We start from the raw sequence: 13,379 nt of genomic DNA on the forward strand, positions 1-13,379 counted from the left end.
TTGATGGAATAATTTAATTTTCATCTGAAAGCAACTTCGGATTGTTTCCCTCTATTTTGCGCTGCTCTTCATTTTCATTTGCGTTTTTGTCTGTGGGCACTCCCGTAATTTTTTCCTGAAGCCATTGAAACAGAATAAATAAAATAGGAATTACAAATACACCCAAAACGGTCCCTATCAACAGACCCCCAACCGCACCGGTTCCAATTGAACGGTTACCGGCAGCGCCTACTCCGCTGGATAATACTAGCGGCATAAGCCCAAGTATAAATGCGAAAGACGTCATTAAAATGGGTCGAAGTCTAGCTTCCGCTCCATCAACCGCGGCATCGAGAATAGACTCCCCGTGGCGCCTGCGCTGTATGGCAAATTCCACGATCAAGATCGCATTTTTGGCGAGTAGCCCTATAAGCATTATCAAAGCAATCTGAAAATAGATATTGTTTTGCAATCCAGTTACTTGTGTTGTTATGTACGCTCCAAAAACCCCAACCGGAAGCGAAAGCAATACCGAAAAAGGTAATAAATAACTTTCATATTGGGCGGCGAGCAAAAAGTAAACGAATACAAGCGAAAGAATAAAAATGGTTGTTGTCTGGTTTCCAGCACTTTTTTCCTCTAAAGTCAATCCAGAATAGGCGATATCAAAATTGCTCGGAAGAGTTTTTGTGACTTCCTCCACTGCGGCAATTACATCTCCTGAACTATATCCGGGGGCTGAAGCTGCCGTAACTTTGGTTGAATTAAAAAGATTGAACCGTGTAACGGATTGTGGGCCGTAAACTCGCTTCAAAGTTACAAACTGTGTAATGGGCGTCATCTCCCCGCTGGACGTGCGGACGTACATATTATTCAAGTCGCTCATATCTGCCCTGTCTTCCGGCAATGCTTGTACGTAAACCCTGAATTGTTTTCCGAAGCGGGAGAAATCTGATGCGAAAATACTACCTATATACCCCTGTAACGTATAGAAAATACTCTGTACCGAAACGCCCACTTCTTTCGCTAGAGGCACGTTCAGCGTCATTTCATATTGTGGATAACGCGTGTTAAAAGATGATTGCGCATATTGTATTTCAGGGCGTTGGCTCAATTTTCCTATAAATTCTTGATTTACTCTATCTAATTCTGCAAAACTTCCTCCTGAACGATCCAATAAATTGACCTCGGCTCCCGCCGAGTTTCCAAAACCGGGAATACTGGGAGGAGAGAAAAAGATAATCTGTGCTTCGGGAATCTGTGCTGCAATGCCAAAAAGTTGCCCTGTTATTGATTCTACCGAAAGGGAATCCGCGCCACGTTCGTCCCAATCTTTTAGACGAATAAAGCCGAGTCCGTAATTGCTACCTTCACCACTTATCAAACTTCTACCATCAATAACCGAAGCGCCCTGCACCCCGGGAAGATTCTTGATTTTTGAGTATAAAAGTTGGTTTACTTCGTGGGTCCTATCTAATGAAGAGCCTGCGGGAAGTTCCACGTTCATAAATAAAATCCCTCTATCTTCATCGGGCACAAAGCCCGTTTTTACCACAGAAGCAGACCAGACTATTCCCAATACTGCAAGGATTAAAATAACGGCCGTTATCCATTTATTTCGATATAAAAAATGAACCGATTTACCATATTTTTCAATAATAGCCTTGAATCCGCGATTGAAACCGTTAAAAAATTTCTTAATAAATTTTGGCTTTTTGCTAGTGCTATTTTCATCGTGACCCTTCAAAAATAAAGCACACAAAGCCGGCGTCAACGTCAAAGCATTTACGGCAGAAATAAAAATTGCAACAATAAGTGTCACACCAAATTGCTCATAGAATACGCCCGTAGGCCCTTGTATAAAAGTTACGGGAATAAATACCGCACCCATAACAAGCGTGATGGAAACAATAGCCCCAGAAATTTCGTGCATCGCCGTTAATGAAGCTTTTTTCGCACTTTTTTCGCCTTCATCAATTTTTGCGTGGACGGCCTCCACAACCACGATGGCATCATCCACCACAATCCCAATGGCGAGAACAAGCGCAAAAAGCGTTAACAAATTTATGGAATACCCAAAAAGATTAAGGAAGAAAAAAGTACCAATAATAGATACCGGAACCGCAATGGCAGGGATAATGGTTGAACGCAAATCCTGAAGGAAAACAAATACTACAAGAAATACAAGTAAGAACGCTTCAACGAGCGTGCTAACAACTTTTTCTATGGAAGCATTCAAAAAGTTATTTGTATCGTACGGAATGTAAATTTCAATACCCGCAGGAAGTTCACTTTTAATATTTTCAAGCTCCACCTTAATTTGATCGATAATTTCCTGGGCATTGGATCCCTTTGTTTGAAAAATTCCCATATTCACCGCAGGATATCCATTGGTTGAAGATCCACCAGCGTAGGATTGTGCGCCCAATTCAATTTCGGCCACATCGCTTAGTGTTAAGTATTGGCCATTGCCCAATGCTTTTATCACAATACCGCTATACTGCTCTTCGGTTTTATAGCGCCCGGGATATTTTATGGTATATGAAAAAGCCTCTCCATCATTTTCACCCAAAGAACCCGCAGCAGCCTCAAGACTCTGCTCGTTCAGGGCGGCAGTTACATCAGACGGCATTAAATTATATGCTGCCAATTTTTGGGGATTCAACCAAATACGCATTGCGTAATCTTTTCCGCCGAAAACACTTACATTACCAACACCGTTTACCCTTTGGATTTCGGGAATTACGTTGATTTTTAAGTAATTCTGAATAAAAGTATCATCGTAATCTTCGTTAGTGCTGTAAAACGAAAGAAACATTAACGCAGACGTTTGTTGCTTTGTGGTGGTTACACCCGTTTGCAATACAGCCTGAGGCAATAACGGATTGGCTCGAGCAACTCTATTTTGAACATTAACCGCCGCAATATCCGGATCTTCATCTTGGTCGAAAAACACACTGATGGAAGCAGTTCCATTATTGGTAGCGGTAGAGGTAAGGTATGTCATTCCCTCCACACCATTAATCTGTTCCTCCAGCGGAATAATGACACTTTCAAGAATAGTTTCAGCATTGGCCCCGGGATACGTAGCATTTACTTGTATGGTAGGAGGCGCAATATCCGGATATTGGGTAATGGGAAGCGTTGTAAGACCCAAAACGCCTAAAATGACAATGATTATTGAAATAACCGTAGAGAGTACGGGTCTATCTATAAATGTTTTAAGCATGATTTAGTTTCTTCTACTTTTATTTGAAAACTTTTTCAATGGGTTTTGCGATGCTGTCAAATGGTGCAGGTTGCGGATTAATTTTTGAATCTCCTCTCAATTTCCCGGCTCCTTTGGCTACAATTTTATCGCCTTTTTCAATACCGTCCTGAATCACATAAAGATTATCCACCTCCGCCAGTGTTTTTATTCGGGTGGAAACGGCAGTGCTATCTTCGGTAATCTTATAGACATAAATGCTCCCCTGCTGCTCGTACGTAGATTCCTGCGGTACTATGATGGCATCTTTGTAAACTTTGGGAATTTGGATTTTCCCACTATTTCCATTGGTCAAAATTCGCGAAGGGTTATCAAAAATGGCCCTAAAGGAAATGGATCCGGTGTTTTGATTTACTTGGGAATTAATAGTTTCTATCCTCCCCTTTTCATCATAAAGATTTCCATTTGCCAATAAAAGCTGAACTTCGGGCAATTTTGTTATTTTCTCTTCAATATCTTTTCCCTCCGTATTTTGGATGAAATCAAGATATTCCTTTTCGTTCATGGAGAAATAGGCGTACACTTCACTTATATCAGAAACCGTGGTAAGTGGTGTTTCCGAAGTTGGGCTTACGAGCGCGCCTTTTCGAAGGTTAATAGACCCCACATAACCATCCACCGGACTTTTGATGTTTCCGTAATCAATATTTGCAGCAATACTGTTATAGCTGCTTTGCGCTTGTTGTAGTTTGGCTTTTGCTGTCTCCAATTGCACATTGCTTATAATGTTTTTTTCAACCAATGGTTTTAGTTTGTCCACTTCCACTTGGGCGGCATTAACATTAGCTTTCGCAGCGGCGGCATCTTGGTTTAGGGTTTGTGTCTCTAAACGGAAAAGCGTTTGGCCCTTTTTCACTTTTTGACCTTCATCCACCAAAACTTCCGTTATATAACCTGATATTTTTGCGCGTACCTCACTGTTTACAATCCCTTCAATGCTTGCGGGAAAAGTGGTAAAAGCCGTTACGGTTCGTGTGGGTATTTCTACAACGGGCAACGTTGGTTTCTGCTGTGCTGCCATTGCTTGCTGTTGCTGGGCATCTTTGTCATTGCCACAACTTGACAGCAAAATGAAGACACCAAATAATAGCGGAATCGAAACTATGGTGATTCTTTTTTTCATCTGTGTATGGTTATTCGTTTTTATTTTTATCAGTAAGCTTCTGTCTAAGTTTTTGCATGGCACTACTCGCCAAATCAAGAAATTCAATATAATCCGTGTGGAATTCCAAATCGAAATGGCCTTCTTCATTTTTATCTAAATTCTCATTAATTTCCTTTTTGTATTCCATAATTTCCAGGTGCAATTCGCGTTCGCTTTTCCATTTGTTCAGCATTTCTGTCATCGATTGAATCATGACGTCTGGAACGAGTGTAAAATACTTTTTGCGATCGCCACATTTAGTATGGTAGGTAATTCGGTTTGCAGCCTGTAATGTGGTTAAATGTGTAGAAATGGTACTTTTGCTGGCACTAAGTTCAGAAACCAATGATTCAAAAGTGCTCCCTTTTTTTCCACTTAAGATCAATGTTGAAAGAATGCGGGCAGCCAAGGGAGCAAGTTGATCTTTGCTCTCAATGTGTACTCCCAGTTTCTCGATTAATCTTTCTTTTTTCGTCAAAATAAAATGATATTTTAAAATCTGATGACAAAAGTACGGTTGGTTCGGAAAATTCCGAACCAATTGATATTAATCTTTTGTTAAATGTATTTTAAGGATTCTGGGATGCAGATTTTATTTGAATCGATTGCCGAAGCTCATTCCCATCAGAATCAACGGTTGTCAAAAGATAGTTGCCCGGTTTTGGCGAAATGGCCAACTCATGAAAAGTTTCGGTCTTGCCAATGTATTCTGAATCCAAATACCAAAAAACAGTAGTTTCGGGAGAACGGTGCGCAAGTTTCAAAATGACTTCATTTATGTTTTCATCAAAATTCTTCGGAAGCAAGATCGTTTCATTTTTTTTCGGATAAATAAAAGCCATCAATTTTTCGCCTTCCTGTAAACAATTGGTTGCAAAGGGTGGCAAAATTTTATATTCCGGGTGAAGCTGCGCATAATAATATTCCATCACCGGCGGCAAAACAAACCAGTTTTTTTGAACCATTTCCGAAAGCGGATAGCAGGAAGAATTCACCCGAAAATTTTCTGATGAATTAAGAAAAAACGTTTGATGGTATGGACAAGCTTTGGTGTGCGCTCCGTTTTTTGGTATCCACTCGGTTTTTATTTCGTCACAAAAAATTCCGGCAAGATGGCCACTTTTTGGACAGATTTCAGCCTCCACCAATTCATCATACGGAATTTTGAACCATCTCCCGATAGCTATCGGGATTGGCAACACATTTAAAACATCGAACAAAACGGGCGCCGCAGCTTGGATTCCGGTAAGTCCCGGTCTGCCTTCTCCATCGGCATTTCCCACCCAAACTCCAATAGCGAATTTTGGCGTAACGCCCACCGCCCACGCGTCCTTAAAACCGTAACTCGTTCCAGTCTTCCAGGCAATTGGCTGACTGCTTGAAAAAAATTCCCAATTTTCCTCGCCACTGGGGCGGTTCACTTCTTGCATTGCTTCAAATGTTTGGTAAATAGCTCCGGCATTCCAAACAGAAGGTTTTTGCTGAATTTTTCCGAAGGAAATTTCTTCGTTGCTCTTCACATAAACAGGTTCCACAAATTCATTTTTTCGGTATTCGCTGGAAGAATTGTTGAAGAAATTCAAGGTTGAAGCCATACCCGCATACCCTTTTGTAATATCCCAAAGGCTGCTTTCCGCACCGCCCAAAATCAAGGAAAGTCCGTAATAATCGGCAGGTTTATCGATTTTCCTTTGATTGGTTTTTTGAAGAATATTGTAAAATCTCTGAAATCCGAAATCCTGTAACATCCGCACCGCTGGAATATTCAGCGATCGGGAAAGCGCTACACTTGCGGGAACTGCGCCATTAAATTGTTTGTCGAAATTTTCGGGTACGTAGCCATTCACAGAAGTAGGAACATCTGCCACAAGCGTATTCGGCAGAATTTCACCGGAATCAAGCATTGACGCAAAAAGAAAAGGTTTTAAAATACTGCCCGTGCTCCGCGGTTTTTCAATGATATCCACAAAATTATTGTGCTCGCGCGTGGTTGGCGAGTTTCCAACGTACGCCAAAACTTCACGTGTATTTACGTCCAAAACCAAAACCGCGAGATTGTGGATTTGGTTCTGGGAAAGCTTGTAATGTTGCTCTTTCACAATATTATTCACCTTTTGCTGTAGCGAAAAATCGATTGTGGTTTCAATACGTTTTCCGGGATGTTCCCTTCGTATTTTTTCGGTTAAATGCGGTGAGAATTCGGGTAATGGCAATGGTTTCCCGGGAAGATTTTCATCCAAAGCCAATTGGTAGGTTGTTTCGTCAATCACTTCATTTTGAAAAAGTTTTAGCAATAATGCATCTCTTTTTTGTTTCAGAATTTCTTCATTTTTTCCGGGGAAAATTAAAGCTGGAGCATTCGGAAGCACCGCCAACGCAGCCGATTGTCCCCAACTTAATTCGCTGGCGGGAATACCAAAATAGCGCCACGAGGCTGTTTCCAAACCAACCACATTTCCGCCGAAAGGCGCATACGAAGCATATAAATTAAGAATTGATTTCTTTTTATAACCCGCCTCCAAACGCGTGGCTTGAAAAATTTCAATTACTTTTTCAAAATACGTTCTGCTTTTATTTTTTCGGGAAAGGCGAATAACTTGTTGCGTAATCGTACTCCCGCCACGGCGGGAATCGCTGGTAAGATTGTTCCAAAGCGCTTTTGAAATGGAAACCAGATTGAAACCCGGATGCCAATAAAAATGCTCGTCCTCAAAATAGATAATGCACTTTTCAAACCGCTCCGGTACAGCATCCATCTGCGGAAATCGCCATTGACCGTCATCTGCAATCCGGGCTCCCAGCATTTTTCCGCTGCTGCTTTCGGCAACCGTTGCGGTGGGAACATTGAACAATGGAGAGGGAAGACAGAAAAGCCATAGCAAAAATAAAAAGCCCATCCCCACCTTCCCGAAGGGAAGGAGTTTTTTTTTGATTTTTTTAAACTGTTCCAATTCTAATTTCTCTCTAAAGTAAAAGCTTCCTTTCTTCGGAGCGACAGGAGGGAAGCCTATTGCTCAATCGTTACCCACATCCCTTTATTCCGAGCGTAATACGTGTTATCATACATGGCTTCTACCTGCGTTCCCGGTAAATAATATGTTCCAAGATAGGAAGCATTTAATTTCACGCTGAACGTTTTCGTTTCATTCGCATTTAAATCGAAAAAGAAATTCACACGATCGTCGCGAATGTCTGTGTATCTAGCGTCTCCAGTTGCACCACCGCCGAGTTCGGTAAAGCTTGTATTTACTATTTCCCATCCACTTGGGAAGATTTTCGACAAAGCCACGTTATTTATTCTATTATTGGATGTATTTGTAACACTTACTTTCGCAATAATTTCGGTGCCCTGCCGCAATTTTGAAACGTCAATCTTTTTTCCTGCACCGTCCAAATATTCTGCCGTTAGCGATAGGTTTTTCTTTTCCGCAAGTTCTTTGCCCAACGGTAATTTTCCCTGTTGCGAAAGTGTGACGTAAACCACATTCCCTTTTTTATTTGTTACCGAAACGGAATTGCTTCCCATTACAAATGAAAGGTCGCGTTGTGCAATGGCACGATCCGTTTTCACCTCAACAGTTTTTCCTTTGTTTGTAAAAGTGAGTTGCATCGATTTTCCGCCATTTTTGGCAACCATTTTGGCCATTGCCATTAGCGCATACGAAGTTTCCTGAGTGCTGTACCAATTACTTGATGATAAATCTTTAGCCACGGAAATTGCCAAATCACGCTGTTTTGAATCTCCCAAAAGCACCAATGTTTCCAGAGCCATGGCTTTATTTCTAAAAGGCGAACCGTAGGTATAATAATCATTTTCCCGAGGTTGGAAATTTATATTCGCAGTTTGTGCAATTTGTTGGGCGACTTCCTTTTTACCCGCCAAGGCGTATGCTGCTGCCAATCGCCATTTGGCATCGTTGCTCAATTCCTTGCTTTCACGCAGGCGGTTCATTCCGGCAAGCTCCGGTTTTCCTGCCAGCGCTAATGTGTAAAGTCTATATGCTTGCGTCAAACTTGTATTGTAAACTTTGTAGCTATTTCGCCATTGGCGCGCCGTGTTTTGCTGATACAGCAACCAATTGCTCATAAAACTGATTGGCAAAGCATAGCCTTTTTGCTTGGCTTCCAGCATAAAATGCCCCGCATAATTGGTGGCCCATTCGTCGGCTTCACGCTCGCCAGGCCAATAAGCAAGTCCACCATTTGCAATCTGAAATCTTCCCAAACGCTCGATTGCCGCTTTAATATTTTCTTCAATTTTTTGTTTTTTATCAAAAGTAATATCGAAAACATCTGCTAAGTATAACTGCGGAAATGCTGCAGAAGTAGTCTGTTCCACGCATCCGTACGGATAATGGATTAAATATTCCATTCGTTTTCCGAAATCCATTGGTGGCAACGTTGAAAATTCAAGCATTGCGGTGTTGCTTCCAGGCACGCCAAATGTTTCAAAATTGATAGTTTGCGAAGCATTTTCGTTCACAGTGTAATTGGTGGATTTCTGAGAAATCGGATTCGGGTTTTCAACATCAATTTCTACTTTGTAGCTTGCTTTTTCGCCATTTCCTGATGCGATAACTTCAATGGTTTGAAATTCCTGTGTTGGCAACACTTCAAATTCAAAATTGACAATCTGTTCTCCCGGTTCGGTAAAGGAAATGGTTTTTGAAGAACCATTTTTCGGTTTCAGCGCATCTCCTGTTTTTACTGAAATGGTAGCGGTTTTCACCTTATTCTCCATTGCAAAAACGGTAACGGGAAGTGTAACGGTTTCGCCCGGTGATAATTTCCGCGGAAGCGAAGCCAGCACCATTAGCGGAGTACGGACGGGGGTAGTTTTTTCCGTACTGCCGTAAGCACTTTTCGTTTTATCGCCGGCAATGACCATCGTTCGCACCGAACCAATGTAATTCGGCATCAAAATAGTGTGCGACGCAGTTTTTCCAGCGGTGAGTTCAAACGGTCCTAAATATTTCACAACGGGTTTGAAACGGTCGGCTTTTCGGTTTTTTGCGCCCAAAGCCGCATCGCCACCACCTATTGCGTAAATATTATCGACACTGCCGGAATATGCGCCAATGACATAATCGAACATATCAAACGTCTTTACGCCCAGTGCTTCGCGACTGTAAAACGCTTCGTGGATATCGGGCGTTGCAAAGCGGGTTAAATCCAGCAAACCTTCATCAACAACAGCAATGGTATACGTCATCGGTTTGTTATTTTCTTCGGAAACTTTTACGGTAAATTTTTCCTCAGGTTTCAGCACATTTGGCATCGTGATTTTTGGGCGAAGTACTGTTGAGGCATCTTCAACCAAAATCGGCACGACACCGTAAAGCCGTATCGGCAAATCGTTTTTAGTCTGATTATGCGGTTGCAGCAGCGAAATATTCACATAAATGTTGGGCGCCATTTCCTTTGTGATTTTTATTGCGGCTTTGGTTTCGCCTTTTCTGGTCTCAATCCAATGCGTGGCCAAAACTTCGGTTCCATTTTCAACACTAATCAAAGCGTGGCCGTCACTTCCCGAAGGAAAAGTTATAAACGCTTCCTCCCCAACGTTGTATTTTTCCTTATCTGCTGAAAAGACCAGCATTTTTGCACTCTCCGAATCCGCATCGTTTGGGCGTTGCCACCAATTTCTATAGAAATAAGTTACGCGACCCGTTGCGTGCCCAGACTCTTTATCAATGACACGAATTAAATACCTTCCGCCCTGCTCTTCCGGAATATTTACGGTGAATTTTCCTTTTCCGCTACCATCGGTTTGTACTGTAAATTCTTTTACGGGACGGTGAACGGTTGCATTTTCATAGGTAGAAAGATTGTCCGAGCCGCGATTCCACCACCAGCGCCATTCAATTTGGAACACTTTTACTTCAAGCTCACGACCAGCCGATGTTTTGCCCTGTGCATCTACGGAAACTACATCAAATGTGGTATTTTCATCTGTAAAATAAGAACCATAACGTCCCGCTTCGGGTGACTTTAACCCCACAAAATGTGTGAATGGCGCCAAGTCTTTCGAAAATACATCCATCGAGAAATCGCCGCCGCCTTCGTACACTTTGGTTAAAAATGTAGCCTTCAGCATTCCCGGTGCGTTTTTCCCGATTTCCATATTTTGACTGAAAGAAATAATTCCTTCCGAAGAAAGTTGCGCATCCAAAATGGGCAATTCCACTTTATTGAATTTACGGATGGGATCAATGAAATTATATTTTGAAAATTTCGGAAAAGCAGAAGTGCTGGATTGCAGCGTGGCATTCATATCAATCTTCAAATTTCGACCCGGGGAGCCGTGAAGCCACATCGCGCTCGCTTTTCCCTTCACGGGTTTTGTGGCATCAAGAATATCATCATCAAAATCCAATTTTATTTTTAATCGGTTGGGTTTAATGGTCGCAACTTTTAAGGTGTGTGAAAATTGCGCGCCGCCGACCGTTATGGTTGCATTCCAGTTTCCGGTTGGGGCAGAAGCATCGGTCTTTATTGGAAAATAATAGAAGCCCCCTCTGCCTGTGGCATCTCCCCCGAGGGAGGTGAAATTTGTATCACTGTTTAAAACAGTTCGTTGTACCAGTTTTCCGCGGGCATCGGTTACGGAAAGGGTAACGGGATGATTTTTTGGGAGTGGATTTGCATTGTCATTTAGCGCAAAAGTTAGGTGAATGCTGTCGCCGGGACGGTACACACCTCTTTCAGTATATATATAGCCCTTTAAGCCTCTTTGCAACTGCTTTCCGGAAACATCAAAATTACTCATGGAAAGCGCATTACCATCCTCCAATTTTACATAGGCAAAATTATTTCCCTTTTGGGCCACCGCGAAAGCTGCATTTTTATTGCTGTCATAAAGTGTAGAACCGTCGCCTTCGGTAGTTATGGTTTCAATTAATTGCTGTTGATAATTGAAGAGCTGGATTTTCACGCCACTTTCAGGCTTCGCAGAAACAAGGTTTGTAGTGAAAAAATGGTAGCTTCGGTTGTTGCCCTTTTTCACAATCAATCCCAAATCTGAGCCCAAAATATTTGCTGTAACTACGCGCTCCTCATTATAATATGCGGGATGGCAGGGGTTGTCTTGCTCTTCCCAATTGTAGGTGTAATTTCGCCAGCGGTAAATTTCATTGTCCCAATAACGCTGTTCACGTATTTCTTCATCTTCCGTGGTATCTGTGGCGTAATAGGATTCATCCTCATAATACTCCTCATAATTTTCATTTTTATCGGAATTCTCTTCGGAAGGGTTTTCCACGCATTCATATATTATGTATTCTTTTTTAAAGCTAAATTCCAATTGGTAAATGGCGCCGGGGTCTGCTTTGAAGTATTCAGATAAATTCACGGCATACGCTTTCCAACTTCCGTTTAGGGCCAGATCATTATTTTTTAATTCAATGGTTTTCTTCGCAATACGCCTGCCCACACGGCGGATATCGTACGTATTATTGTCATTCAGATTATAATTTTGGAGAAACTGGAGGACGTTGTTCTCATAAATTTTAATGACGCGCACATCAACCTTTGAGAGATTAACCGCTTCAAAATAAACAGGTGTTGAAGTGGAATTGGGAAGAATTACGCCCTTTGAAACCATTCGCACGGCGGGCTTTAGCTGCTCAAAAGAGATCAATTCAGAAAATTCATTTTTAAGGCTGAAACCTTCAGTATTTTTAATTCCCGTGAAAACTGTAACCCGAACATCACCCAATACACGATTTGGCGGATACACGTTTAAAATATTTCCGTTGACCTCGTAACGCAAATCCTGTGAATTTTCAATGTTGACCAATCCCGAAAAATCCTGATTTTCCTGTAACGGGTCCGAAAAATTGATACTCAAAAGTGCCGCTGGCGACAATGTGCTACTAATGTCCACGATGGTAAAATTGTTCTGTCCGGGAATATTGAAGGTGTTTTCACCTTTGTTTTCAGCTTTTATTGGTTTTCCGTCCCATTTTATAATAATTTCAGAATCGTCAACTTTCCTGCTTATGCTGTCTATTGTAAAATTGAAGAATGTGGCATCCTCACTTTCGTAAGACCATTTTAATGAGAGTTCTTTTCCATCTTGAGTAGCTGAGACTAATTTCTTGGCTTTTTCCAGTGAGATAAGATCTGAAGTTGTCACGCTTGCCTCCACATATTGCCATTGTTTGCTGTAGCTTTGTAATTTTCCCAAATCCACTTTAAAATTTGGTTTGATTGTATGAAAACTGAAAGTATAGCTTTTAAATTCTTTCGAAATATCTTCATAAAACTTATCCAGTTTAACCGCCACCGCATATTCGGTATCGGGTTTCAAATAATTTGAAGGTTGAAATATGAGCGTCTTTCCATTTTCAATTCGCAATTTGCCGTCAACTTTGGGTGAAATCTTCAAATACGCTCCGGCGTCCAGCTCTTGCGTCATTTCAAATTGCTCAACGGTTTTGGCCAACTCAATTCGAATTTCCGTGGCAATGGATTGATTGCCGTACGTATTATAGGATATATATTCCTTGAATTTGAAAAGATTATCCGTTTCAGCAAAATCTTTCTTTTTGGAACAAGAACTTATAAAAATTAAAATAGAGAGGAGAAACAGACGTGAAGCGAATTTCATAAAAATGGATTTTGAAATTTAAATGTAAAAGAAAAAATGAAACGCCTGCAATGCGGATGCCAATATGATTACAAAAAAATAGCTAACAAAAATTCTTTTTTCTTTTGGAAAATTGAAACCTCGACGTTTTATAGAATAAAAACCAACCAATTTCAACGATGAAAAGAAAATTTTAATCGATGAAATGCGCAAAAGTGATCATAAAAATGTTAAATTTTTCGTTTTCAAAAAATTTTTCATAACCTACTAATATATCTTTGAAGTCAACAAAGTTGGGAGCTGAGCGAACATTTACAAATCAATTCATTTAAAAAAACGTTCATTTTATCGATAAAGTGTAACGATTTTTCGATAAAGTGTTTTTTTGGTTATAATTT

5 protein-coding genes are annotated in these 13,379 nt (G+C 41.1%); all 5 read right to left on the reverse strand.

The annotated features are described in order from the left end of the window. Positions 1–13 precede the first annotated feature (13 nt). Positions 14–3,208 carry an efflux RND transporter permease subunit gene (locus tag KIV10_RS02620; protein ID WP_214111926.1) on the reverse strand — a complete coding sequence of 1,065 codons (3,195 nt, stop codon included), beginning with the start codon at positions 3,206–3,208 and terminating at the stop codon, positions 14–16. Between the two features lie 19 nt (positions 3,209–3,227). Beyond that, positions 3,228–4,370, reverse strand: a complete 1,143-nt coding sequence (locus KIV10_RS02625) for an efflux RND transporter periplasmic adaptor subunit (protein WP_214111927.1) — start codon at positions 4,368–4,370, stop codon at positions 3,228–3,230. A gap of 10 nt (positions 4,371–4,380) precedes the next feature. Beyond that, the gene (locus KIV10_RS02630; protein WP_214111928.1) at positions 4,381–4,869 is read right to left on the reverse strand and encodes a GbsR/MarR family transcriptional regulator; all 489 of its coding nucleotides are present in this window, start codon (positions 4,867–4,869) and stop codon (positions 4,381–4,383) included. Between the two features lie 91 nt (positions 4,870–4,960). Then, on the reverse strand, positions 4,961–7,288 hold the full coding sequence (pbpC, locus tag KIV10_RS02635) for a penicillin-binding protein 1C (protein WP_214112146.1): 2,328 nt from the start codon (positions 7,286–7,288) through the stop codon (positions 4,961–4,963). A 110-nt stretch (positions 7,289–7,398) separates the two neighbouring features. Next, positions 7,399–13,002 carry an alpha-2-macroglobulin family protein gene (locus KIV10_RS02640; protein WP_214111929.1) on the reverse strand — a complete coding sequence of 1,868 codons (5,604 nt, stop codon included), beginning with the start codon at positions 13,000–13,002 and terminating at the stop codon, positions 7,399–7,401. Between the last annotated feature and the right edge of the window lie 377 nt (positions 13,003–13,379).

The organism is Aequorivita echinoideorum, from assembly GCF_018476645.1.
Lineage (GTDB): Bacteria > Bacteroidota > Bacteroidia > Flavobacteriales > Flavobacteriaceae > Aequorivita > Aequorivita echinoideorum.

What these genes read in the sequence shown, in the direction of transcription:
- KIV10_RS02620 (WP_214111926.1), bottom strand. Translation starts at nt 3,208, where the DNA reads ATGCTTAAAACATTTATAGATAGACCCGTACTCTCTACGGTTATTTCA.
- KIV10_RS02625 (WP_214111927.1), bottom strand. Translation starts at nt 4,370, where the DNA reads ATGAAAAAAAGAATCACCATAGTTTCGATTCCGCTATTATTTGGTGTC.
- pbpC (WP_214112146.1), bottom strand. Translation starts at nt 7,288, where the DNA reads ATGGGCTTTTTATTTTTGCTATGGCTTTTCTGTCTTCCCTCTCCATTG.
- KIV10_RS02640 (WP_214111929.1), bottom strand. Translation starts at nt 13,002, where the DNA reads ATGAAATTCGCTTCACGTCTGTTTCTCCTCTCTATTTTAATTTTTATA.